The organism is Litchfieldia alkalitelluris (assembly GCF_002153425.1).
Lineage (GTDB): Bacteria > Bacillota > Bacilli > Bacillales > Salisediminibacteriaceae > Evansella > Evansella alkalicola.
The window spans coordinates 1,712,959-1,737,333 of sequence record NZ_KZ119600.1; the positions used below are offsets into that span (position 1 = coordinate 1,712,959).

Consider the following 24,375-nt stretch of genomic DNA (forward strand, 5'->3'; position numbering starts at 1 on the left):
ATAATAAATAGGACAAGATTTTTGGAAGAAGGGGGAGCATTGTAAGATGAGTTATGGCAGCTATGGTCCACGTAGAACTGAAATAAGAAAAGAAAAGCGTAAGAATATATGGCTTAACGGGGCGATTGCAGTAACGATTATTGGCATAGTATTTGTAGCTTCAATGCTAATTTTTAGTGGTGGAGATTCAGAACCTGCAGCCGTAGAGGATGTGGATCCAGATGATCAAAATCAGGCAGAAATGGCCGAAAATGAGGACGATAATGCTCTCGATGAGAATGAAGGTGATTCAACACCGTCAGATGATGTTGACACAAATGATAGTTTTGAAGAGGAAGCCGAACCTGCAGATGATAGTCTCTCTGAAGTAAATGAAGGTGAAAATGACTCTGAGAATGGTGAAGAATTAGTATTTGATGGAGAATGGCGCCCTATTGGAACAGAGCAAGAGGAACCATTTGAATTAAATAGTGAAAACTTAAGTAGGGATCATGTTAATTGGCAAGAAATGACCCTTGCTTCTATGTACGCAACTGGTATTAGTGAGGACGATATAACTGTATGGCGTTTTGGTAATGGTGGAGATATGAAAAGTGTAGAGGCCTGGGTGAGTGATTATGAAAACCGGGATACACCTTACAAGGTGCGATTAGAATGGGTGACAAATGAAGGATGGGTGCCTGTTTCAGTAGAAAAGCAGGAAGAGAATCCTTTTAGATAAGTAAGTTTTAAAACATAGTCTGTACAATATTTGAATGCTAGGGGCACACGTAGTTTTGCTGCGTGTGTTTTCTTTTTATTTGGGGTTATAATAACGACTGTTTGTATTATTAGAAGGAAATAACCTATAATGAGGTCAGACTTATTTTTTATATTATAATTATTTTTTCAAAAGGGTGAAAAAACAATATGTCAAAAACAATACTAGTAAATGGAACTATCATTACGATGAATGCAAAGGATGATAAATTTGAAAGTGGGGCCATCGTGTTTGATCAGGATGGTGTCATTACATATGTTGGTAAAACTCCTGGAAATCTAACAGAATACGCCGAGGTGATAGATCTAAAGGGTAATTATGTTATGCCTGGTCTAGTTAATACACATGGTCATTTATCCATGTCGCTTCTGCGTGGTTACGCAGATGATTTGCCATTACAAACATGGCTAGAGGAGAAAATGTGGCCATTAGAAGGTCAATATACACCTGAACATGCGAAATGGGGAGCCTATTTATCGATTGTTGAAATGCTAAAGACAGGTACAACAACCTTTGTAGATATGTATGATAATATGGATCAGATTGCAATGGCAGTGGAAGTATCAGGTGCTCGTGCACGGTTGTGCCGTGGAATGATTGGTTTCGGAAGTGAGGAACTCCGTGCTAGTAAGCTTGAGGAAGCTTCTTCTTTTGCGAAGGAATGGCATAACCAGGCTGAAGGAAGAATTACTACAATGCTATCTCCACATTCACCGTATACTTGCACACCTGACTTTATTGAGAAGATTATTGATAGGGCTGAAGAATTGGATTTACCAGTACATACACATATGTCTGAAACGAAATATGAAGTAGATCAAAATCAGAAAGAGTATGGGGAGAGGCCTGTACGACACCTTGAGAAGCTTGGAATGTTCAATCGTCCAACATTAGTTGCCCATGCAGTTCATGTGAATGATGAGGAAATGGATATATTAGCGAAATATGATGTGAAGGTATCTCACAATATTATAAGTAATTTAAAACTAGCTAGTGGTGTTGCTCCGATTCCAAGAATGCTTGAGAAAGGGATTAATGTTTCTTTAGGGACGGATAGTTCGGCATCTAATAATAATTTAGACTTGTTTGAAGAATTGAAGTTAGTTGCAACCCTCCACAAAGGGGTAAATTATGATTCTACTTTAATTCCAGCAAAGAAAGCATTAGAGTTAGCTACTATTGATGGTGCATCTTCTATATGGCTGGAAGATCAAGTAGGGAGTTTGGAAGTTGGTAAGAAAGCAGATATGGTTGTTTTAGATACAAATCAACCATTTTTTCACCCTAAGCATGACCCGATTTCCCACGTAGTTTATGCTGCTAGTGGACGAGACGTGAAGGACGTTTTCGTACAAGGTAAGCAAGTAGTAAAGAACAGAGAATGTTTAACAGTGGATGAAGAAAAAGTGATTTATGAGGTTAACAGATTGTTTAATACATTTAAATTTTAATAGGCTACCGTTAAAATAGGTTTTGTTGGAACAAACTACGGTCTACTCGCTTTCCGTGGAGAAGGTGGCAAGCCGCTTCGAGCTAAGTTCTATAGGGTCATATAAAAAAACTTTTTCGTTCTCTATGGTGCAATTTTGAATTGAATAGAAGACTACTATGAAAATAAAGAGGCTCAGTAAAGTGAGCCTCTTAAAAAACGAGCTAAACTATTTAAGAATTCCAGCTTTCTAAGTATTGACGTTGTTCTTCCGTTAAGGAGTCAATATCAATTCCAAGAGCTTCGAGCTTTAACCTTGCTACTTTCTCGTCAAGCTCATAAGGAACACCTACTACTTTAGGTCCTACTTCTTCATATTTTTCATTAATGTATTGTAAAGCAATTGCCTGTAATGCGAATGTCATATCCATAATCTCTGCTGGATGTCCATCGCCAGCAGCTAAATTCACTAGACGTCCTTCTGCGAGTAAGTATAATTTTCTTCCATCTTCAAGTACAAATTCTTCTATGTCTTTTCTGACTGTGCGTTTTGATGTAGACAATGCTTCTAATTCAGGTTTATTAATTTCAATATCAAAATGACCAGCATTGGATAATATTGCTCCGTCTTTCATATTTGCCATGTGTTCACCACGGATGACATCACGGTTTCCTGTTACGGTTACGAAATAGTCACCATGTTTCGCGGCTTCATTCATGGACATTACTTCGAATCCATCCATATAAGCTTCAATTGCCTTAATGCCATCAATTTCTGTAACTATGACCTTAGCTCCAAGTCCTTTAGCACGTAGAGCAACCCCTCGTCCACACCAACCGTAACCGATAATTACCACTGTTTTACCAGCGACGATTAAGTTTGTTGTTCGATTTATACCGTCCCATACAGATTGGCCAGTTCCATAACGATTATCAAAAAGGTGTTTACAATAAGCATCATTAACTGCAACCATAGGGAAGGCTAATTCCCCTGTTTTTTCAAGGGCCTGGTTTCGAATTACTCCAGTAGTTGTTTCTTCACAACCACCTCGAAGGTTCTCTAATAAGTCTTTACGCTCAGAGTGAAGAATTGTAACGAGGTCTCCACCGTCATCGATAATTAGATCAGGCTTAACTTCAAGGGTCTTAATCATATGCTCTTTATATTCGTCAGGGTGAGGATTGTATTTCGAAAAAACAGTTACACCACTATCTGCTAAGGCTGCACATACATCGTCCTGTGTAGACAATGGATTACTACCTGTAATATAAACATCTGCGCCACCTGCATGGATAACTTTTGCTAAGTAAGCTGTTTTTGCTTCTAGGTGCAGTGAAATTGCCACCTTTAAACCTTGAAAGGGCTTAGTAGTTTCAAATTCTTCACGAATTCTATTTAAAACTGGCATATGTTCCTTTACCCAGTCAATCTTTAAATGTCCTTCTTGTGCTAGAGACATATCCTTCACGATGCTGTTATTACTCAAAGTAATTACCTCCCTCTATAAAGTAAAAATATCTCTTAAATGCTCCTGATATCTCAGGATTTTAAAACCAACCAATAGTAAAGACAAAAGAATCGTTGGATGAGAGTGGTAGAGCTTAATAATATTTACAGATAATAGGCCATCCTAACGTCCAAACTGGATGAGTTTGGAAAAAATAGTATGACCGTGCTCCTAATCTCCACGACACTCGCGGCCGCTCACCCTCCCATGTCTCTCCGGATGGTTCTCCATACATTCCTTCGTCCTGCGTATCCACGAGGTGGAGGTCGGATAAGCTCCTATGCTGGGTCTATGCCCGTATGGAATAAATATGCTCCGACTCTGCACTATTGGTATTTGTCATTAACTATAGTTCTTGCTTTGCTTTTAAATTAGATTATGCTACCTCAAGTCTTTCAGATTTAGACAATCCTTGTGTTAATTTCGTTGGATCAAAAGGACATTGTTTCTGTCCAATCACAAATAAGACGCGTAGTAATTTACAACACAATGCAATCAATGACTGCTGTTTCTTCAGTGGGCGTTCAGGGCGATGAGTATAATGATGATGCAGGGTTTTGAATGTTGGATTGTGGGCAACGAGCGGTCGAATCGCTAAATATAATGCTTTGCGTAGTCGTTTTCGGCCTCTCTTGCAAATCCTCGACTGCCCTTTATACTTACCTGAACTGTGCTCCTTCAAAGACAAGCCCGCTAAGTTCACGAGTTGTTGGGGGTGGTTGTAATTTTTAATATCCCCGACTTCAGCGAAGAACGTTGCGACTGTCACGGGTCCTAACCCTGGTATAGCGATCATTTCTTCGGCACCAGGAATCGTCATAACCAACAATTCTAACTCCTCATCCAACTCGTTGAGTTGGGTTTTAAAGAGTTCGTGTTGGTCAAGAAGACTTTGAATTTCACGCTTGGCAAAGGTTAAACCGACCGTGATGCCAATGCTCTTTTGTGCGGTTTCCACGAGTTTAGTTGCTCGTTTAATGCCAACCCCTCTTTGGACAAAGGGCTTCCAACTTTGTAAGACTTCTTCTGGTGTCATCTGAGAGATGTCTTCCGGAAATGGAAACAGCTTCAACGTACATTGAGCCGCTTTTCCTTCCCAATCACCAAATACGTTAAAGAATTCAGGGAAGTACCGCTGAATATGATTTTGGATCCGACCTTCAATCGTGATGAGTTGTTTGATGAGCTGATCTCTTAATTTGACGCCTTCTCTTAGTTCAGCATAAATGCCTTCTAGGAGATTCGGTACCGAGTATCGGCCATCCTTAATTAACTGCGCGATCACGCGCGCGTCCTTTGTATCATTTTTGGTCGGAGAATTATCATCAAGCTCTTTACTCTTCTTGACATGCATTGGATTGACTAGGACAATATCAATGCTTTGCGCCTTTAAGAAATAGGCTAGATTTAGCCAGAAGTGGCCAGTTGGCTCAACACCATAAATCACGTCACTTTTATCATGGCTTTTCATATGTCTCTCTGCCCAACTTAGTAGAGTCACGAAACCGTGAAAACTATTATCAAAGATAAGGCGTTTACCAAATTCAAATCCTCGATCATCTTGAGCACGTGCAACGTGTTTGTCCTTTGCCACATCAATGCCGATGATAAGAGTTTTAGGTGTAATTTGAGAGATTTTCTGATTTTGTGTATAATTCATTTTGAGTCCTCCTTGGGTATCTAATTCAGGGTCCTTGCGCTGCAGCTTCGGACACCTCGTATCATACCAAGGGGCTCTTTTTGTTTCAAACCTCAAATTTCTTTATTACAGGAATGCTCCCATATGATAATAGTTTTTCAACACCTAATATATCATAAATAGTAGGAATGTTGTGAAAGTGATGCCTCTTATAAGACACAGCTGTGGTATACATTACCATCACAAACTTACCTTGGGGCATGGTATAATACTATTCGTAGTTTCAAATTCTCTTAATTTAATAGGAGAGGTGATCATATGAATGAAAAAGAATTAATGGATTTAAAAGATAAAGTTATTGACCTAAAAAGGTTTGCATTTATATTAATAGCATTAAGTGGTTTCTTGTCGGTTGGATTAATTTTACCTACAGATTCTATTGCAACGGAGTACCAAGGTTTAGTTGTGGGAATAATTGCTGTATTGCTAGTTGGCGCTGTTTGGTTTCATCGAGCTGCCATGAGAACGCAAAAAATTGTTAATGAAGAAGAATTTTAAACACACTTTGATCAATGAAGTGTGTTTTTTTCATTTCTATAAACTAGTTATATTATGTATAATTATTTAATAGATGTTTGGAATGTATACATAGAGCGGAGAGGGTAATGTGACAAGTAAACAGACAAAGAGACCTTTTGTCTTGGCAGCTGTCATGCTAGGAATGTTCATGGCAGCAGTAGAGGCAACAATCGTGGCAACTGCAATGCCAAGTATTGTATCTGACTTAGGGGGTTTTTCTTTATTTAGTTGGGTTTTCTCTTCTTATTTATTGATGCAGGTAGTGATGATTCCAATTTACGGGAAACTGTCTGATATGTATGGAAGGAAAGTTATCTTTACTATTGGTATTACTATCTTTTTATTTGGTTCATTTTTGTGTGGTTTATCAGCCTCCATAGAATTTCTTATCCTTAGTAGATTTATTCAAGGTATTGGAGCAGGTGCAGTCCAACCAATCGCAACTACTATCGTAGGTGATATTTACACAAAGGAAGAACGGGCCAAAATTCAAGGATATTTGGCCAGTGTGTGGGGGATTTCCTCTGTACTTGGTCCAGTTCTCGGGGGATTATTTGTTGCTTTCGTACACTGGAAATGGGTTTTCTGGGTTAACATTCCATTTGGGATTCTAGCAATGCTCGGAGTAATCATTTATTTGCAAGAGGACGTGGAAAAAGAAAAGAAGAAAATAGACTATCTTGGTTCAGGATTGTTACTTATATCAGTAAGTGCATTAATGGTTATATTAATTCAAGGTGGCGTGTATTGGTCATGGTCATCTCCACAAATTATTTCCTTAGGATTTATAGTGATTATGGCTGTTAGCTTATTTATATGGCAGGAAAAACGAGCGGAGGATCCTGTTATGTCACTGTCATTATGGCAGCACCGACTGATTGCCCTAGCAAATGTAGCCTCCTTAACACTAGGTGCCATGTTAATTGGTGTATCGAGCTTCCTGCCCACCTATGTGCAAATTGTATTAGATCAACCTGCGATTATTGCTGGTTTTACATTAACGATGGTTAGTGTAGGTTGGCCTATTTCTTCCACCCTTGCTGGTAGATGGATCATTTCTTTAGGATCTCGTAAAACAGCCATGTTTGGCGGGATATCCTTGCTTATTGGAGCGACTATATTTCTTACACTTTCCATTGTTCAACACCCTGTTTGGGCTGGGGCAGGCTCTTTTTTCTTAGGAGCAGGTATGGGCTTTTCTACGACAACATTTATTGTAAGCATTCAGAGTTCTGTCTCGTGGCGACTAAGGGGTGTTGCAACGGCTTCTAATATGTTTATGCGTTTATTGGGAAGTGCCCTAGGAGTAGCTATGCTAGGTGGGATATTAAATAGTAGGATGAAGCAATACTTGGAAAACATGGATCATGAAGAGGGACTTCATATTGAACCATCATTAGATGTTGTTAACATGCTGTTAGATCCTATTGGGAGAGAGCAGTTTACTGATATGGAGCGGATAGTCATTCAAGAAGGAGTGACTCAGTCACTGAATAGTGTGTATATAGGAGTATTTATCCTTGCTGTAATAAGCTTTATTTTGATTTATAGCCTCCCTAAAACAGAGCCAGAACAAGATAAGGAAAGAGAGTAGATGATTTGGAGTGTAAGTAAGAGTAGAGGCTGGAGTGTCCTAGTAAGTATTTCCGATTTCCGTTTAAAGGTAGAAAACTAAATACGAAGGTTTCTCCTTAATTGAGTTAGCGTGCGGGCCCAAAAGGGAGACTTGTAGTAAGGGGAGATTTTCCTTTTAAGCTGCAGAATATATCTAGGATAGGGGTAAATAAGGGGAGTTTTTCTCATTAAGCATACTCAGAAATCAAATTTTCATGGTTTTCAAGTAATTAGCAGGAATTTCTCCGTCTATTTTCACTATTTTCGGTGCGATTTCTTAAATAAGGGAGGCTTCTCCCTTTATCATAAATAAACCTATGTTGTAGGATCGTACGAAAAAGAGAAAATCCCCAATCTCGTACCTGATCAAGGGCTGATCAGGTATGAAAAATAGAAAAAGTGAAATCTCATATCAGATCGACGCCTGATCAGGTACGAAAAAGAGAAAATCCCGAATCTCATACCTGATCAAGGGCTGATCAGGTACGAAAAAGAGAAAAAGAGAAATCTCATACCAGATCGGTGCCTGATCAGGTATGAAAAGTAGAAAAAGAGAAATCTCATACCAGATCGAAGCCTGATCAGGTATGAAAAATAGAAAAAGGGCAATCTCATACTAGATCGGTGCCTGATCAGGTATGAAAAAGAGAAAAACCAAAATCTCATACCTGATCGTTCGTTGGTTCGAGTGAGTCCACTCTTTTATGGATGGCGAGATCGAATCAGTGTAGATCCGACTTATAAGGCTTGAAGTGTAATACGGGCAAGACTAAAGTGAAATCCAAAATTTTGGCCTCATTCTTTACTTTTCTAGAGATTTTAGTTCATCTAAAACGTGGGTTAAAATTCGTGCAGTTAATCCCCAGATAATCTTACCGTTATAATCGTAAAACTGCTCAATGACAGTTCCAGTTCTCCAATTGTAATTCTCTCCATTAGGGATGAGGTGATAAGGGAATTCTTCTTCTGGCTGTACGTTTAAATATATTTTATGTTCCTTAGGAGTCATTTTCATTAATTCAGAAACAGGTATAGTAAAAATCTCTTTCACTTCCTGTTCATTTTTTTTAATGTCAGCATCTGAATCAATAACGCCTAAAAATGGGAATAAGATTAACTTAAATGGTGTTACCATATAGTCTAAGGCACTGATTATTTTAGCTTTAGAAGGATCTACTCCTAATTCTTCTGAAAGCTCACGTACAGCTGCATATTCATGGGACGGGTCTGTGTCATCAACTTTGCCGCCTGGAAAGCAAATTTCACCTGGTTGTCTAATGTTTTGAGCCCTTACTTCAAATAAAATATGCATTTCACCTCCCTTTTCAATTAATGGGACGAATAAAGAGAAGTGATAATATGTATCATAATCTAGTAATTTTGCTTTTCTTGAATGGAAGTGGGAAGTTATATCTGATATATCCATCGAAAACACCTTCTTTTTTAATGCTGAAATGTATACAATTACTTATTATTACAATTAATCGTACCAAAATTGTTAAAAAATTTCATGTAAATATTTCATTTTCATGAAACAATTGTATTTGTTAGATATTACACATATAATAAACTTATTAATTCAGTTGAGGAGGTTTTTTTATGAAGTTAACAGTTCAAAGACCTATTTTTGCAGAGTCCGCAAGTAAGTTTGTCAATGCTGCTAGTAAGTATTCGTCCACCATTTTAATTAAGAAGGATCATTGGGTAGTGGATGCAAAGAGTCTTTTAGGAGTACTAGCTTTATCATTACAGCCGGATGATGTGGTAGAATTATCTTTTGAAGGAAATGAAAGCGAAAGTGAAGAGTTTACTAAAGAAGTAACAGAATTAGGTTTATTCGGTTAATAAAGTAATTATCAGGGGGTATCCCCACAAATATCAAATATGAGTAAATTTAAAGGACGCTGGAATGTAGAAATACATCCCAGCGTATTTTTTTACTACTTGCAAGTTTATTTATTTCAGAAATTTATCGAACCAGTTTGTTAGTTCCTCTAACCTAGCTAATCGTAAATGAGGTGGACCACTTCTTGACAGTTCGTGGTTTGAATCTGGGAACCGTACAAACCGTGTATCTTTTCCCCTATGCTTTAATGCCACGAATAGTTGTTCTGCTTGCTCCACAGGGCATCGAAAATCACGTTCTCCATGAAGGATAAGCAATGGTGTTTCAATGTTATTTACATATTTTAATGGAGAGTGGTTCCATAGTTTTTCTGGATCCTTTAATAAATCTGTCCCTATCTCCCATTCTGTAAAGAAATAACCTATGTCACTTACTCCGTAAAAACTAATCCAGTTTGAAATACAACGTAAAGTTGCAGCTGCCTTAAAGCGATTTGTATGGGATACAATCCAATTTGTCATGAATCCACCATAACTTCCACCAGTCACTCCAAGTCGTTCGACATCAATACAATCATGTTTTTCGATAGAAGCATCAAGGAAGGCCATGAGATCTTCATAATCTTTTCCACCATAATCTCCGCGGCATGCATCTACAAATGTCTGTCCATACCCATGACTTCCCCGTGGATTAGAGTATAAGACTATATATCCTTTCGCTGCGAAGAGTTGTAGTTCATGGAAGAAGGTGTTTCCATACATGGCATGTGGTCCACCGTGAATTTCTAATATAGTAGGATACTTTTTATTTGCTTCATATCCATGTGGCTTAAGGACCCAACCATGTACCTCCCAGCCGTCATTTGTTTTACAGTGGATTTCTTCTGGTTCTTGAATATGAATACCCTCTAGCCACTTATTTGCATCTGTTAAGGGGAACGTATGACCACTTGTTAAGTTGATGACATGCAAGTCACCTGGATTAGTAGGTGTACTAACTCCGAGAACTGCTTGGTCTTTAGCGGGATTCACGTGATAACCGTAAACATGGTGTTTGCCCGAATACAAGTCGTTTATTTGTCCATTTAAACTAACGGAATAGAAGTTTGTATTACCTTGTGTACTGGCAGTTATATAAAGCTTGCTACCATCCTTTGACCAAATTGGACCAGGGTTTGTATGACCAGATCGAACATCACCGATTGCAGCATCTGTCACGTGGACATCCCAGTTATTAGTAAGACATACCAATTTCTTTGAGTTTAAATCCATGGTCCATAATTTCATCTGTGTAGCTCCAGCAAATTCTTTTTTATGACCATAGAATGCTAGCGTATTACCATCTGGAGAAAATACGGCTGTTGTAAAAATAGCATCACCTTTGGTTAATTTCTCGGATGATTTCGTAGCAATGTCCAATAAGTATAAGTGAGAAACTAATTCATGATCCTCTGCTTTATTTGCGGAATACACTATTTTTTTCCCATCTGGGGACCAACCAGAAGGTTCATGATCATAATCGTCATCGGTCATATATGTGATAGATTCTGAGGAAAGCTCATATATTGCAAGCTGTTTCCTTTTACCGTCTAAAAATCCAGATGCATCTGATTTATATTTGAGACGTTCCACAACAAGTGGTTCAGATTTCTTTCCTTTACTATCGTTTGATTGGTCACCTTTAGTTGGTGAACTATTTTGTTGATAAGTAGTTGTAAACAGGATCTTTTGACTATCAGGAGACCAAAATGGCTGAGAGGCACCGTTTTTTAATGTTGTTAATGGCCTAGCCTCTCCTCCAGCTAGTGATAATAGGTGTAATTGCGGTTTCTCCTGTTCTCCTTTCGCTGCTACGAAAACAAGCCACTTCCCGTCTGGTGAAAAACGCGGTGAAAAAACTCTTCCATTTCCATACGTCCATTTTGTTCCTTCACTTTCGTTTGTGCTTTGGACAAAGAGGTGTGATGTATATTTATCATCATCTGTTATGAATTGCTGAACATAAGCAACTCTAGAACCATCAGGTGATAAATGAGGATCATTAATAACGTTAATTTTTTTTAAATCTTCCTTTGTTAGTGAACGTTTTGACGACATATGTAAACCCCTTTCCTTTACGTTTTAGTATTCTGAACCTTTCATTAATTTTAGCACAAAATTTCGGTATTCGAAATGATTGCCATTATTCAATAGTAGGGATAAATTGTTTTTATGACTTTAATTTTTATCTTTACATCATAAATAACAATTTGTATAATACACTTAGATATAAAGTTTCCTTAGTGCAATTTTTATGAGCTAGACAAATAAAATGATTCTTACGAAACTTTGTTTGCAATATGCACACAAATCGGTCATGTGCATATATTGCATTTGTATACTTAACAAGTGAAAGGGGATTAAAAATGATGTTAAAAGGTTTAAAAGGATTATTTATGTTTTTTGTGATAATGACATTTGTTGTTGGGTGCTCCAATGACGAAGATACGAGTGAAGTTACCACGGAAGATGGCTTGACAATTACTACGAGCTTTTCAGTATTAGCAGATATGATAGAAAACGTGGTAGGTGAGCGTGGATCTGTAGAATATATCGTTCCAATTGGCGAGGAACCACACGAATATGAGCCTGTACCGAGTAATTTTGCCCGTGTAAGTGACTCAGATGTGTTTTATATAAACGGTTTAGGTCTAGAAGAATGGCTTGAAAAAATAGTGTCTAACGTATCTGATACACCAATTGTTGAACTATCAGAAGGTGTGGAAGAGATTCCTCTTGTTGGGGAAGATGAACCAGATCCACATGGGTGGTTAAGTCCTAAAAATGGTGAAATGTATGTTGAGAATTTGTTAAATGATTTGATTGAGAGGGATCCAGACGGAGAAGAGATTTACCGTGAAAATGCAGAAGCTTATTTAGCTGATTTAAGTGAACTGGATTCATGGATAACGGAACAGATCGATTCTATACCTGAAGAGCACAAAGTAATCATTGTGAGTGAGAATGCTTTTAAGTATTTCGGCAAAGACTACGGTTTTCAAACAGAAGGGATTTGGGAAATTAATTCCCATGAAGAAGGAACATCTCAGCAGATCAATCGTATCATTGATTTAGTTTCAGATTCTGGTATCCCAGCTGTGTTTGTAGAGAGCACTGTTGATCAAAGATATATGGAAATGGTAGCTGAAAACAGTGGTGTGGAAATTGCTGGAGAGGTTTTTACAGACGCTATTGGTGAAGAAGGATCAGGAGCAGAAACTTATATAGACATGATCCGTCATAATGTAGAAGTATTTGTGGACGGTCTTGCATCAAACTAAGCAATTTTTTTGTCATCAACACCTAATATTGTTAAGATATATAGTACTAACATGCTAGTACTATATTGAGGTGACAATGATGAATATTACAGATAAAGCAAAAGAATTTATTAAAGAAGTGATGGAAGAAAATCAAGTGAGTACAATTAAAGTTTTTATGGCTGGAATGGGCTGAGGTGGCCCACAATTAGGATTATCTCTGGATGAGATAACAGAAGAAGAAATTGTAGAAGAAATTAATGGTATTACTGTAGGATTTGATCCGATGATTCATAAGCACACAGCCGAGTTAACCCTTGAACTGAAGGAAACGCCTGAAGGGAAAGGCTTGACGATAACTGGAAATGAGTCAGATTGCTGTTAATTAAGAAAAGCGCAAGCGCCTTGCTCATCGGTCGCAAAAACTGCCCTAATGGTCTAGTTAGATCATTGGGGCAGTTTTTATTCCCATAAATCTACTTTTTTGCAACAGCAATGCCTAGGGGGTAATGCTGGCCTTCCTGTGGGGGTTCAAACATGACTCCCCTTTGAAAATAGAAGTCTACAGAGGAATAATTGTTAAATAACCCTTTAAACTCTTCAACAGTGAGTTGATGAATATGAAAAGGTTCTTTAGTTGGCTTACCTCTCCCTTGACCAAAAGGGGTAGATAATATTAAAGTTCCACCAGGATTTAAAAGAGACATCATCTGTTCCATAAAAAACTTATCGTCTTCCACGTGTTCAATTGTTTCAAAGCTTACAATTGTATCAAATGTATTTAATTCATTTCTCAAGTTTGCATTTGTAACATCTCCAACTTTAAATGTGAGGAGTGGATGATAATATTTTTTTTGAGCATAGTGAATTGCTTCTTCAGCTATGTCTACTCCAATGATTTCACTGATTTTCTTTTTGCATGTTTTTGCAAGCATTTTAGTACCGTAACCAGATCCACATGCAATATCTAATACTCGCCCTGTAATATATGGTTGGGCAAAGTAATATCTCGCTATATGCTCCAACAACATACCATTCATAGGGTCCATTTTTTCAGGAATGATCCGTTCTCCAGTAAGCTCCAACACTTCTACATCACCGCTTAGTCAAATTTATTATATCTATTATAGCACAGGCTTGTTTTATTTATGGCTACCGTGAAAATAGACATGATGTAATATTTGCTGCAGGCAACTTGCTTTCCGTGGACACCTTTGTGCATGGCCGGTGGAAAGCTTCCTCCTGAAGTGAAACTTAATAATTTACCCTCAAATTAACCATGTAAAACTATAAATTGGACATTAAGAAAATATTGATATTTGATTGAAGTAGACAGGCACAGACAATCTCTGGGCTGCATATAGATGAGGTACGATGCCCAAATCGGAGGTGTATGTGCATGTCCAGTATCATTGCAGGGATCGCCCATTTTGTTAAAGAATTATTTGTGTTTGTATCGTTTGTAAAGAACAACGCGTTTCCACAACCGCTAAAGCCAAAAGAAGAACAAGAGTATATTAAAAAGATGAATGAAGGGGACGAAGAAGCAAGAAATTTACTCATCGAACATAACCTTAGACTCGTGGCACATATCGTCAAGAAATTTGAGAATACTCGGGAAGAAAATGAGGATCTCATTTCTATCGGTACCATTGGGTTAATCAAGGCAATTGAGAGCTATTCACCAGGGAAGGGGACGAAGCTGGCAACATATGCAGCTAGGTGTATAGAAAATGAAATACTTATGCATTTACGTGCCCTGAAAAAAGTGAGAAAAGATGTTTCCTTACATGATCCAATTGGTCAGGATAAGGAAGGAAATGAAATTAGTCTTATTGATGTTCTTCAGGCGGAAACAGATGATGTTGTGGATACAATACAGCTGAATATGGAGAAAAAACAGATTTATCAATATATACACGTGTTAGATGAACGTGAAAAAGAAGTAGTTGTTGGGCGTTTTGGTCTTGATATGAAAAAGGAAAGAACACAAAGGGAAATCGCAAAGGAATTAGGTATTTCCCGAAGTTATGTATCTAGAATAGAAAAACGGGCATTGATGAAGTTGTTTCATGAATTTTATCGGCATCAAAAGGGCGCATACAGGACAGAGTAATCGGTGAAGAGGGGGCAACCCTCCTCTTTTTCTTATGTTTCATAATGGTGACCAATAATTCTTATTAATGTTAATGCAATGGCTACTCATAACCTTTAATACACAAGAAAGAATGTGATACACTGATCTTAATACAAGTTTTAGAGGAGTTGTGGACATGCTTTTTATCGATAATGAAAATATAACAGATCCAAGAATCAATTTGGCAATAGAGGAATATGCACTAAAATATTTGAATCCTGATAATACATATTTGCTATTTTATGTGAATGAACCGTCCATTATAATCGGAAAGAATCAAAATACAATTGAGGAAATCAATAAAGATTATGTAGAAGAGAAGGGAATTCATGTAGTAAGGAGATTATCAGGTGGTGGTGCAGTGTATCATGACCTAGGTAATTTAAATTTTAGTTTTATTACGAAAGATGACGGGGAAAGCTTTTCAAATTTTCAAAAGTTCACACAGCCTGTTGTTGATGCCCTACATAAAATAGGTGTTGAGGCACAGTTAAGTGGAAGAAATGACATTCAAGTAGGGGAAAAGAAGATATCAGGTAATGCCCAATATACCACAAAAGGACGAATGTTTAGCCATGGAACCTTACTGTTAGACTCAGAAATTGAACACGTGGTGGATGCGTTAAAGGTAAAAGATGAAAAAATCCGCTCAAAAGGAATTAAATCCATTAGAAGTAGGGTGGCAAATATTAATGATTTCCTTGAAAAGAAGCTCACGATGAATGAGTTCAAGGAACTATTATTGAAGTTCATCTTTCATGGGGATCAAGTTCAGAAGTATCAGCTGACAGAGGAAGATTGGAAGGGAATTAAAGAAATATCTAAAAAACGCTATGGGAATTGGGACTGGAACTACGGTAAATCACCTAAATTTGATATACAACGCTCCAAGCGGTTTGATGCTGGAACTATCGATATTCGTATCAATGTTGCAAAAGGGAAAATCACAAACTGCAAAATATTTGGTGACTTTTTTGGCGTAGGAGAAGTAATAGATGTTGAGGAAAAACTTATAAATGTAAACTATGAAAAAGCTGCTATTGAAGAAGCGTTAAAGGATATGGATACGGTTTATTATTTTGGAAGAATTCCAAAGGAAGGATTCTTTGAATTGATCTACTAGGTAAAAAGATAAAAAAGACTGGGACAAACTAAAGTGATTAACAGAAACCGAAGCGAATTGTTCGGTTTCTCATATGTTAAAACACTTTTGTCCCAGCTTTTTTATGAAACTGCTGCTCGTAGTGCTACTTTAACCATATCATTAAAAGTTTCTTGACGTTCTTGAGAGGACGTCTCTTCTCCTGTTATTAAGTGATCGCTCACAGTTAAAACAGAAAGGGCATTTACTCCAAATCGAGAAGCAATAGTATATAGGGCTGAAGTTTCCATTTCAACGGCAAGGACTTGATGATCAGCTAAAAGCTTTACAATGTCCTTATCGTCATTATAAAAGACATCGCTTGTATAAACGGACCCAACATTGATATTCATACCTTGTTCTAGAGCTCCATCGTATGCTTTTTTCAGGAGGTCAAAATTAGCAGTAGGTGCAAAATCGAGCTGTTTAAAATAACGTCTATTGACACCTGAATCAGTGGAAGCACTCATGGCAATAATGACATCTCGTACATTTACTTCTTTTTTCAATGCACCGCAAGTCCCAACTCGAATTAAGTTTTTAACCCCATAGCTGTTAATTAGTTCATGAACATAGATAGATATGGAAGGTACACCCATTCCTGTTCCTTGAACTGAAATTCTCTTTCCTTCAAATGTTCCTGTATAGCCTAGCATTCCCCTCACTTCATTGTAGCAAGTAACATCCTCTAAAAAATTCTCAGCAATATATTTTGCTCGTAGTGGATCTCCAGGGAGAAGAATGGATTCAGCAATATCACCAGTTTTTGCACCTATATGTACACTCATTTTATCAACATCCTTTCGTGAAATTAAACTAGTACAAAACAAACTTATCATAATAAACATTTAATCGCAAAAAACACAAAAGGAAGTAGGAGTTTCCATAAATTTGTCGAAATAGATAAATTAACATAATAATTATTATCGAACGTAAATAGTGTTTGTGGTATTCATTTTCAGAGGAAGTTGGTGAAGGTGTAATGTCGTATATTTTAATGGAACCAGAAGAAAATCTTGTAGGGAAAGTATTAGGTGATGATGTAGTATCTGATTCAGGACATTTCTTGCTTCGAAAAGGGATGACCTTAACAACATGGCACTTACAAATCATCAAAAACCATCAAGTTAAGTTTGTTCCCATACTTGACCAAACTCCACCATTAGACTTACAAATTAGTAATATTTTCAGGAAAAAGGAAGAGCTTTCGCAACTGTACTCTGCAAATATTACGAGTATAAAACAACTATTTCAACAATCAATCTCTAACGAGGTACCAAGTCTTCAACATTTTATGAAAGAATACTCCCCCCTATTGGAAAAAGTGATAAAGGGTTCATCTATCTTTTTGGAGCTTTATCATATTAAAGGTTTTGATGAATATACGTATAGGCATTCCATCAACGTAGGGTTACTATCAGCAACAATTGGTAGAATATTAAACTATCCAATAGAAACGACCATCGAGCTAGGGAAAATTGGTTTCTTCCATGATATTGGTAAAATGAAAATATCAAATAAAATCATACAAAAAGAAGGTCCGTTAACAGATGAAGAATTTGAAGAAGTAAAGAAGCACACGATATACGGGAAGGAGATTATTGAACAAATGGATGGTGCTGACACTGTTATTCAAGTAGCAGCACTTTATCATCATGAGAGGTTAGATGGTTCAGGTTATCCATTTGGACTAGAAGGTGATGCCATACCAATGGTAGCTCAAATTATTTCTGTTGCTGATGCGTATGACGCAATAACATCTGATCGAGTATACAGAGAAAAGTATCCTCCTTTTCATGCAATAGAAGAACTTGTCAACGATGTGTATCGAGGGAAGTTAAATGGAAACATCGTATTCCCGTTTGTCCATCATATCGTAGAAGGATATGTTGGAAATGAAATTACTTTAAGTGATGGGCGGAGGGGGACAATCATTAAGTTACACTATGAAGAATTAAGTCGTCCCTTAATCATAATAGATGGGGAATATCTAGATTTAAGAATAGAGAGATCTCTTTCCATCTTAGATGTCATGCCTTAGATTGTTTAGGAAAAAGGAAATTAAAGGCTATGAAAAATAAAGGTGATTAATCGGAAAAACGAATGATGAAACAAAAACCTATAATCCTAGCCTTTATTTCTTTATTCCATGTAAAATGATATCTATTAATTTATCAATTTCATGTTCATCATCCCTTGGATATATATAAGGGAAGTATTTTGAGAGAAAGTAATAGCCAAAAAGTTGACTAACTAATGTTCTACTAATGGTACGAGTTTCCACCTTGCGTAAATTGTTACTTTCCTGTTGCTTTTGGATTAATAAATCAAGGGACGGAAAGATAGTCTCGTCCATTAGCTTTTGAATTGACTTCTGTAATTCTTGATGATAAATGGATTCCAGCACAATAATTTTAAGTATTTTCTCATTTTTGTCAATTAAGTCTAATCTATGAAGGTAATGTCTTTTTATTTCGTTTTTTAATGATTCCTTATGGCTGTCTTTTGCTTTGGCGAACATATCTTCAATAATGGGTTTAAAGAACGACACGATTAATTGTGGTAATAAAGCTAAGAGCAATTCCTTTTTAGTTGGATAATAACGAAAGAGAGTCCCCTCTGATACCCCTGCAAGCTTCGCAATCTCACTTGTTCGGCTAGAATTGTACCCATTTATTGCCATGACATCAATACATGCCAATAAAATATTCTTTTGCTTCTCATTAAGATCATTATCACTTTGGATAACTGTTGTTATGTCATATTCCTGTTTTTCTATGATAGCCATGAAGTGTAGCCTCCCTTTTTTGGCATTAATAGTCGAGAAGAGTTATTCTATCAAAAGCTTGCTCAAATCGTTTTCACAGTCATCTTAGTTGAAAATGGTCCAATTGTCAAAAAATTTAAACTATATCGCACAAAAAAGAAAACTCCTGATCGAATAGTGACCAGAAGTTTATAAAAAGAAAAGGATTAGAGATAAATTATAAAATTTTTGCAAGGATATCTTCCTTTGTGTACTCAGGATAGTTTAGCTGAATTTTTTCTGCTTCAAGTAATAAGTGGCGAAAATGAGGTCCAGGTTTCAGACCAACTTTTTTTAGGTCCCCCCCATTTACTTTCCTAACAAGCCTTTCTCTAGCATGTAAATACTCAATCACATCAAAATCAGAGGAGACGCAAAAAGAAGAATATGTGAGTAATGCTCCTAACTCTATATCTGAATATTGTTCATGGATATCACCTAACGATTGAGAAGGAGAAATTTTGGATAAGGGCTTCTCATGGATTATTTGATGTATATCCCCTAATAGCTTAATTTCTTGCTTTGACAAGCAATAACTCTCTACCTCAGACCAATCAGGTTCCTCGATAGGGATATAGGATAACAAATAAGAGATCCAAATAGAACGATCTGGATATATCCCTTGTTTCGTTAATGATAAGATAGAGTGATGTAATCTTGTATATCTTTTTTGTGCAGTTTCAGAGTCTACGCGTTTTTTTAATAAAAAGGGCATGAGTCCAAGGGATTCCAAACGGTTCATGCCAAGGACAGGGTTCTCTTCGAATAACAGTCTCCATAACTCACTTGAAATCCTTTGCTTGGAGACAGAAAGTAGATTATTTGCAGATTCCTTTGCGAGCGCTTCTGTTTGTTCGTCCATTTGAAAGTTAAATCTGTTTTCAAAACGGAGTCCACGCAAAATTCGAGTTGGGTCTTCCACAAAGCTTAAATTATATAAAACTTTGATCCTTTGATGAGTTAAATCCTCATATCCATAAAAATAGTCTATTAGATCACCAAATTCTTCTTGATGAAGGCAAATCCCCATTGCATTAATGGTAAAGTCACGTCTATATAAATCTTCCTTGATTGTTGATAATTCGACTTTAGGAAGGGCAGCAGGAAAATCATAGTATTCCGTTCGAGCGCTTGTTAGATCAATTTTAAATCCTGATGGGTGTTTCCATGTCGCAGTGCGAAATTCTTCATGACTTCTTATTTGACCTCCGTGTTTTTCAAGTAAATGCTCCGCAAGTAAAATGCCATCACCCTCAATTACAATATCCATATCTTCGTTCTTCCGGTTCATCAGCAGGTCACGTACCATTCCTCCTATTAAATATGCTCTCATTCCGAGAGTATCAGCCTCTTTACCGATAGAGTAGAGGAGTTCAAAAGCTATGCCAGAAAGCTGCTTCTTCATTTGATCCGATAACTGTCTTTTTAACGGTACGGACGCTCTTGTAAAATTGCCTTGCCTATGATAAGTGCCATGCATCGCGGAAATCACATCGGTTCTTGAGACAATCCCAATCAATTTATCATTTTCTATGACAGGTAAACGACCAATTTGTTCTTTGATCATTCTTTCTTGAATGTCATCTAGGCTTTCATCAGGACCGATATAAATAGGGTGACGACTCATATACCCTTTTACTGGTGCATGTCCTAGTCCGTGGTGTAGGGCCTTGTCCACATCTCTTCTAGAAATGATCCCTACTAATTTGTCATTTTCAATTACTGGGAATCCTGTGTGCCCATAGCGATATAACATTTTCGAGGCGATCTCAATTGTCGTGTCTGGAGCCACAACTCGAACAGGACTAGACATAATAAATGCTGCTGTAATAGATGGAGTGACCATTTCTGGCAGTTTATCTGTAACAAATTCCACGATTTCCTTCATGTTATTTTTCCTCATTGCTGAAGCAGCTTTAGAATGGCCACCACCACCTAGTTGCTGAATGATGCTAAGGACATTAGCTCTTTCTGATGATGCCCGTGCGGTGATGAATACTTTTTCTCCCATCCTAACAATAGAAAAAACAGCATCAGCTCCAGATAATTCTAGAAGTTTTCTTGATATAACGGATAAGTGGCCTGTATAGCCTTCTTGTTCGTAAGTCGCAATTACGATGTCCACTCCATCTATTGTGTGAATTTCATTGTTTTCCTGCAGTTGCTGGAATAAATTCTGTGCATCGCTCTTTAATGGTATGTCTCTATATTGTCCAACGACAGTTAAATTTGCCCCATTTTCAATGCACCAAGCAGCTGCGGATAAATCTCGTGAGGTTGTCTGTTTATATGTAAATGAGCCTGTGTCTGAGTATATTCCTAGAGCAAAAACGGTAGCTTCGAAAGGAGAAATTTTTATTTCTTTCTCTTTCAATTGCTCTATCATTAGTGTGGCAGTGGCACCAATTGGTGATATAATGCCATCAATATAAGGGACAGTCTGAGGTGTGATTGGGTGGTGATCGTAGACAATAAACTTAATGTCCTTTTGAATATGCTTTTTCATTTCTCCAATTCGAGAGAAAACATTTGTATCTACTAATATGATTCTTGAAACATGTTCCCAAGTAATCTCCTTTGGTCGTTTATATGGAAAAGTATCTTTATATATGGCCAAAAAGTGTTCCACTTCTGGACTAATTTTAGAAGGGAATACGATCTCAGCCTGTGGATATAGCTTCTTTGCGGCTATCATGGAAGCTAATCCATCATAATCAAGATTCGTATGGGAAAGAATAATGTGCATAAAATGTACCCTCCAGTTAACACCAACGTAAGGTTGTAATTTCAGGTAAGCTTATATTATAAAAATGGACTCCTATAAAGGCATAATACCTCTATAGACAGCCCTTTATACTACATTTTTTTCATTTGGAAATTACTAATCATAAGTAATGATAATATAATAATAAGAAACATAAGTGTTTGTTCAGGCATCCAACCTGAAACTAAATGACTTACTGTCAATATACAGCCAGCTGCAGTTATTGGTAAGCCAACAAAGAATCCTTCTTGTTCAGTAACATTAAAACGAGCAAGTCTCACAGCCCCACAAGCTATAAAAATAATTGTAAACATGGCACCAGCAAAGCCGAAGTCACTTAATGTTGATTGATACAATAAAAGGACAGGAGCTACTCCAAATGAAATAAGATCACATAATGAGTCCAGTTGTTTTCCAAATTCAGATGTAATATTTAATTTGCGGGCAACCATGCCATCAAATCTGTCAAAGATAGCAGCAACGCAAATAAATAATACACTATGATTGAACTGCCCTTGTAAGGCATAAATAATTGCAAATCCACCTAACCCTAGGTTAATTATTGTTAACAAATTAGCAGTCTGGCTTCGAAACCTTTTAACAGTATTATCAACGAGGTGTTGACGTAACACAACATCACTCCTCTCTTTTCAATTGAAAGCATTGACGAATACCTTCTTAAATGATAATTATATCATAGGAACTAATTTCCCTACTATTTTTGAACTAAATTAGAAGGGTAGTTTATAATACTTATAACCAACAATTTTTTAAAATAGCTATTGGAAAGGTGTATCGTACTTTATGAAAAAGCAATTATATAAAACAATGGTCGAACTTACTCAAAACCCAATTTATACGAAAATGATTAAAACATTTACGAAATCAAAAGTAAGTGGAAGACTGAATCACTCCTTTTCTAAAGTCTACCAAATTAACCATGGTGAAATGGAAAGGGAGATCCATGAATATGCTACCTTAAATGATTTCTTTGTTAGAAAACTAAAGCCTGGATCACGCCCTATTGCTAGTGATTGTGTAGTGAGCCCTGTAGACGGTAAGTTGTCTCAAGTTGGAACTATCACTGAAGATGCTACTTTTCATATAAAAGAAAAGGATTACAAGTTAGGGACAATGCTTGGTTTAGAAAGTAGCACTCAGAGATATCTTGGGGGAACATTTATGTTGTTTTACTTAAGTCCTAAGGATTATCATCGAATTCATAGCCCTTTAACTGGAAGGTTGGTGAAAAGATGGGCGTTGGGAAAATACTCAGAGCCAGTCAATCAAATGGGGCTGCTGTTAGGTAAAGAACCACTGGCTAATAATTATCGATTAATTACAGAGTTAGAGCATAAGGACCGTCGAATGGCTATGGTTAAAATAGGTGCATTAAATGTGAACAGTGTTCATCCTACTCATCATAAAAAAGAAGTGGAAGTAGGGGAGGAACTTGCTTATTTCTCATTTGGATCTAGTGTCATTCTCTTATTTGAAAAAGGAATGATTGAACCTTCCGTTGATACGTCAACAGTAGATTTACCTGTGATGCAGGGGCAAGAAATCGCAAAGTGGCTCTAATAAAATAATATGATGGAAAAAGCTGTCCTATACTATCGCATTTTTGTGATATGGACAGATTATTTTTTGTATATAACACATAATCTGGATTATCAAGGTAGAAATAGTAAAGGCAAAATAAAACCTGGGTGAAATTTTAACTTCAACCAGGTTTGTTACTAAACATATTACTATGATTTTTGTTTTACTTGTTTTTCAGGCTTAACATGTGCGCTCAAGTCATCTTGAATACTCTTATCCCATAGTTTTACCCCAACACGGTATGCAGAGCGTGAAATCATAAACCCAGCTACAGGAGCTGTCATGAACACGAAAAGTATCGCTAACAATAGCTTACCTACTAAAATGCCTTCTATGAATAAGAAATAGAGAAACGCTCCGATCATGATACTGATAACACCCAATGTAGCACTCTTAGTGGCTGCGTGAAGACGTCCATAAACGTCAGGGAATCTTATTATCCCAATGGAGCCTAAAACACTAAGGCCAGCCCCAATGAGCAAGAAGATACTAATTATTATCTCGGTCAAGGACAATCCCTCCCTCGATAAACTTCGCTAAAGCAATGGATCCTATGAAAGCAAGAATGGCTATTACTAGGATGACATCACTATAGGCAAGTGTATTTTGAATGATCATAATGACACCGATAAACCCAATGAGGTTAATTCCAATCGTATCTAAAGCGACGACTCGATCAGACATTGTTGGTCCTTTAACAACACGGTAGAAACAAGTTGCTATTGATAGGGACATTAATATTAAAACGATGGTGGTGACAATTTGAAGCATTATTTAGTCACCTCCGAAATTGCTCTTTCGAATGTTGTATGGATTTGTTTAATAGCTTCATTTTTATCAGGAACGTGGATGGAATGAACGAAAATGGTTCGACCATCCTCAGAGAAGTCCATAGACAATGTACCTGGAGTCAATGAAATAAGACTTGCAAGCAACGTTACTTCCCAATCTGTTTTTAATGTTGTAGGAACAGCAATGATGCCTGGCTTGATGTCCATTTTTGGACTTAAAACGATTTTAATGACGTCAATATTTGAAAGAATCAATTCTTTAATAAACAACAAGATTAGTTTTACAATCGCAAATACTCGAATGAGATAAAAGTCAAACCTGAGGAAGCGCCTTAGGACAAATAGTAGAACAATACCCACTATATACCCTAAAAGGAATTCCACACCAGAGAAATCATTTCGCAATAACATCCAGATAATCGCAATCGTTATATTAAGCAGGATTTGAAATGGCATAGTAC

22 protein-coding genes are annotated in these 24,375 nt (G+C 37.1%); 10 read left to right on the forward strand and 12 right to left on the reverse strand.

Features of this window, described 5'->3' with window-relative positions; all coding sequences use genetic code 11:
- Window positions 1-46: 46 nt before the first annotated feature.
- Window positions 47-721 (forward strand): YrrS family protein, encoded by a 675-nt coding sequence (locus BW724_RS07990; RefSeq protein WP_088074729.1) that lies wholly within the window; start codon window positions 47-49, stop codon window positions 719-721.
- A gap of 188 nt (window positions 722-909) precedes the next feature.
- Window positions 910-2,211: an amidohydrolase gene (locus BW724_RS07995; protein ID WP_088074730.1), complete on the forward strand. Its 1,302-nt coding sequence runs from the start codon at window positions 910-912 to the stop codon at window positions 2,209-2,211.
- A gap of 211 nt (window positions 2,212-2,422) precedes the next feature.
- Here BW724_RS07995 and BW724_RS08000 read toward each other — a convergent pair whose 3' ends face one another.
- Both BW724_RS08000 and BW724_RS08005 read right to left on the reverse strand, forming a co-directional pair.
- A complete protein-coding gene (locus BW724_RS08000; RefSeq protein WP_088074731.1) occupies window positions 2,423-3,682 on the reverse strand; it encodes an adenosylhomocysteinase in 1,260 nt (419 codons plus the stop codon).
- Window positions 3,683-4,073: 391 nt separating this feature from the next.
- The gene (locus BW724_RS08005) at window positions 4,074-5,357 is read right to left on the reverse strand and encodes an IS110 family RNA-guided transposase (protein ID WP_088074732.1); all 1,284 of its coding nucleotides are present in this window, start codon (window positions 5,355-5,357) and stop codon (window positions 4,074-4,076) included.
- Between the two features lie 297 nt (window positions 5,358-5,654).
- On the opposite strand from BW724_RS08005, the gene BW724_RS08010 reads away from it, so the two are divergent.
- Both BW724_RS08010 and BW724_RS08015 read left to right on the forward strand, forming a co-directional pair.
- Window positions 5,655-5,894 carry a YrhC family protein gene (locus tag BW724_RS08010; RefSeq protein ID WP_088074733.1) on the forward strand — a complete coding sequence of 80 codons (240 nt, stop codon included), beginning with the start codon at window positions 5,655-5,657 and terminating at the stop codon, window positions 5,892-5,894.
- A 109-nt stretch (window positions 5,895-6,003) separates the two neighbouring features.
- Window positions 6,004-7,509, forward strand: a complete 1,506-nt coding sequence (locus BW724_RS08015; protein ID WP_328588701.1) for an MDR family MFS transporter — start codon at window positions 6,004-6,006, stop codon at window positions 7,507-7,509.
- 822 nt (window positions 7,510-8,331) lie between these two features.
- On the opposite strand, the gene BW724_RS08020 is transcribed toward BW724_RS08015, so the two are convergent.
- Window positions 8,332-8,955, reverse strand: a complete 624-nt coding sequence (locus tag BW724_RS08020; protein ID WP_088074734.1) for an NUDIX hydrolase — start codon at window positions 8,953-8,955, stop codon at window positions 8,332-8,334.
- A 173-nt stretch (window positions 8,956-9,128) separates the two neighbouring features.
- Here BW724_RS08020 and BW724_RS08025 point away from each other — a divergent pair, with 173 nt between their 5' ends.
- A complete protein-coding gene (locus BW724_RS08025; RefSeq protein ID WP_088074735.1) occupies window positions 9,129-9,374 on the forward strand; it encodes an HPr family phosphocarrier protein in 246 nt (81 codons plus the stop codon).
- Between the two features lie 111 nt (window positions 9,375-9,485).
- On the opposite strand, the gene BW724_RS08030 is transcribed toward BW724_RS08025, so the two are convergent.
- A complete protein-coding gene (locus tag BW724_RS08030; RefSeq protein WP_088074736.1) occupies window positions 9,486-11,471 on the reverse strand; it encodes a S9 family peptidase in 1,986 nt (661 codons plus the stop codon).
- A gap of 308 nt (window positions 11,472-11,779) precedes the next feature.
- Between BW724_RS08030 and BW724_RS08035 the strand changes: the two genes are divergently transcribed.
- Window positions 11,780-12,694 (forward strand): metal ABC transporter substrate-binding protein, encoded by a 915-nt coding sequence (locus BW724_RS08035; RefSeq protein ID WP_088074737.1) that lies wholly within the window; start codon window positions 11,780-11,782, stop codon window positions 12,692-12,694.
- 455 nt (window positions 12,695-13,149) lie between these two features.
- Here the strand turns inward: BW724_RS08035 and BW724_RS08040 are convergent, their stop codons facing one another.
- On the reverse strand, window positions 13,150-13,761 hold the full coding sequence (locus BW724_RS08040; RefSeq protein WP_088074738.1) for a class I SAM-dependent methyltransferase: 612 nt from the start codon (window positions 13,759-13,761) through the stop codon (window positions 13,150-13,152).
- A gap of 311 nt (window positions 13,762-14,072) precedes the next feature.
- Here BW724_RS08040 and sigK point away from each other — a divergent pair, with 311 nt between their 5' ends.
- Together sigK and BW724_RS08050 are read left to right on the forward strand one after the other, a co-directional pair.
- On the forward strand, window positions 14,073-14,789 hold the full coding sequence (sigK, locus tag BW724_RS08045; RefSeq protein ID WP_088074739.1) for an RNA polymerase sporulation sigma factor SigK: 717 nt from the start codon (window positions 14,073-14,075) through the stop codon (window positions 14,787-14,789).
- Window positions 14,790-14,946: 157 nt separating this feature from the next.
- The gene (locus BW724_RS08050) at window positions 14,947-15,933 is read left to right on the forward strand and encodes a lipoate--protein ligase (protein WP_088074740.1); all 987 of its coding nucleotides are present in this window, start codon (window positions 14,947-14,949) and stop codon (window positions 15,931-15,933) included.
- Between the two features lie 101 nt (window positions 15,934-16,034).
- Here the strand turns inward: BW724_RS08050 and deoD are convergent, their stop codons facing one another.
- Window positions 16,035-16,739, reverse strand: coding sequence for a purine-nucleoside phosphorylase (deoD, locus tag BW724_RS08055; RefSeq protein ID WP_088074741.1), 705 nt, complete (start codon window positions 16,737-16,739; stop codon window positions 16,035-16,037).
- 194 nt (window positions 16,740-16,933) lie between these two features.
- Here deoD and BW724_RS08060 point away from each other — a divergent pair, with 194 nt between their 5' ends.
- Window positions 16,934-17,992 carry an HD-GYP domain-containing protein gene (locus BW724_RS08060; RefSeq protein WP_088074742.1) on the forward strand — a complete coding sequence of 353 codons (1,059 nt, stop codon included), beginning with the start codon at window positions 16,934-16,936 and terminating at the stop codon, window positions 17,990-17,992.
- A gap of 93 nt (window positions 17,993-18,085) precedes the next feature.
- On the opposite strand, the gene BW724_RS08065 is transcribed toward BW724_RS08060, so the two are convergent.
- The 3 genes from BW724_RS08065 to pssA form a co-directional block, all read right to left on the reverse strand.
- Complete coding sequence (locus tag BW724_RS08065) at window positions 18,086-18,739, reverse strand: TetR/AcrR family transcriptional regulator (RefSeq protein ID WP_088074743.1); 654 nt, start codon at window positions 18,737-18,739, stop codon at window positions 18,086-18,088.
- Between the two features lie 196 nt (window positions 18,740-18,935).
- Window positions 18,936-21,503, reverse strand: a complete 2,568-nt coding sequence (locus tag BW724_RS08070; protein WP_088074744.1) for a CBS domain-containing protein — start codon at window positions 21,501-21,503, stop codon at window positions 18,936-18,938.
- Between the two features lie 110 nt (window positions 21,504-21,613).
- Window positions 21,614-22,153 (reverse strand): CDP-diacylglycerol--serine O-phosphatidyltransferase, encoded by a 540-nt coding sequence (gene pssA, locus BW724_RS08075; RefSeq protein WP_088074745.1) that lies wholly within the window; start codon window positions 22,151-22,153, stop codon window positions 21,614-21,616.
- 172 nt (window positions 22,154-22,325) lie between these two features.
- Between pssA and BW724_RS08080 the strand changes: the two genes are divergently transcribed.
- Entirely contained in the window at window positions 22,326-23,102 is a 777-nt protein-coding gene (locus BW724_RS08080; RefSeq protein WP_088074746.1) for a phosphatidylserine decarboxylase, read from the forward strand.
- 170 nt (window positions 23,103-23,272) lie between these two features.
- Here the strand turns inward: BW724_RS08080 and mnhG are convergent, their stop codons facing one another.
- From mnhG to BW724_RS08095, 3 genes are read right to left on the reverse strand one after another with little or no spacing between them, the layout of a single operon-like run.
- A complete protein-coding gene (mnhG, locus tag BW724_RS08085; protein WP_088074747.1) occupies window positions 23,273-23,638 on the reverse strand; it encodes a monovalent cation/H(+) antiporter subunit G in 366 nt (121 codons plus the stop codon).
- Window positions 23,613-23,894 carry a Na(+)/H(+) antiporter subunit F1 gene (locus BW724_RS08090; protein ID WP_088074748.1) on the reverse strand — a complete coding sequence of 94 codons (282 nt, stop codon included), beginning with the start codon at window positions 23,892-23,894 and terminating at the stop codon, window positions 23,613-23,615. The genes mnhG and BW724_RS08090 overlap by 26 nt, the downstream gene beginning before the upstream one ends.
- Complete coding sequence (locus tag BW724_RS08095) at window positions 23,894-24,370, reverse strand: Na+/H+ antiporter subunit E (protein ID WP_088074749.1); 477 nt, start codon at window positions 24,368-24,370, stop codon at window positions 23,894-23,896. The genes BW724_RS08090 and BW724_RS08095 overlap by 1 nt, the downstream gene beginning before the upstream one ends.
- Window positions 24,371-24,375: the final 5 nt, after the last annotated feature.

Coding starts and splice junctions, on each gene's coding strand:
- BW724_RS08095 (WP_088074749.1), bottom strand. CDS start 24,370: ATGCCATTTCAAATCCTGCTTAATATAACGATTGCGATTATCTGGATG.
- BW724_RS08005 (WP_088074732.1), bottom strand. CDS start 5,357: ATGAATTATACACAAAATCAGAAAATCTCTCAAATTACACCTAAAACT.
- sigK (WP_088074739.1), top strand. CDS start 14,073: ATGTCCAGTATCATTGCAGGGATCGCCCATTTTGTTAAAGAATTATTT.
- BW724_RS07990 (WP_088074729.1), top strand. CDS start 47: ATGAGTTATGGCAGCTATGGTCCACGTAGAACTGAAATAAGAAAAGAA.
- BW724_RS08035 (WP_088074737.1), top strand. CDS start 11,780: ATGATGTTAAAAGGTTTAAAAGGATTATTTATGTTTTTTGTGATAATG.
- BW724_RS08065 (WP_088074743.1), bottom strand. CDS start 18,739: ATGGCTATCATAGAAAAACAGGAATATGACATAACAACAGTTATCCAA.
- BW724_RS08050 (WP_088074740.1), top strand. CDS start 14,947: ATGCTTTTTATCGATAATGAAAATATAACAGATCCAAGAATCAATTTG.
- BW724_RS07995 (WP_088074730.1), top strand. CDS start 910: ATGTCAAAAACAATACTAGTAAATGGAACTATCATTACGATGAATGCA.
- BW724_RS08080 (WP_088074746.1), top strand. CDS start 22,326: ATGAAAAAGCAATTATATAAAACAATGGTCGAACTTACTCAAAACCCA.
- BW724_RS08060 (WP_088074742.1), top strand. CDS start 16,934: ATGTCGTATATTTTAATGGAACCAGAAGAAAATCTTGTAGGGAAAGTA.
- BW724_RS08090 (WP_088074748.1), bottom strand. CDS start 23,894: ATGCTTCAAATTGTCACCACCATCGTTTTAATATTAATGTCCCTATCA.
- BW724_RS08010 (WP_088074733.1), top strand. CDS start 5,655: ATGAATGAAAAAGAATTAATGGATTTAAAAGATAAAGTTATTGACCTA.
- BW724_RS08030 (WP_088074736.1), bottom strand. CDS start 11,471: ATGTCGTCAAAACGTTCACTAACAAAGGAAGATTTAAAAAAAATTAAC.
- BW724_RS08025 (WP_088074735.1), top strand. CDS start 9,129: ATGAAGTTAACAGTTCAAAGACCTATTTTTGCAGAGTCCGCAAGTAAG.
- deoD (WP_088074741.1), bottom strand. CDS start 16,739: ATGAGTGTACATATAGGTGCAAAAACTGGTGATATTGCTGAATCCATT.
- BW724_RS08020 (WP_088074734.1), bottom strand. CDS start 8,955: ATGGATATATCAGATATAACTTCCCACTTCCATTCAAGAAAAGCAAAA.
- BW724_RS08070 (WP_088074744.1), bottom strand. CDS start 21,503: ATGCACATTATTCTTTCCCATACGAATCTTGATTATGATGGATTAGCT.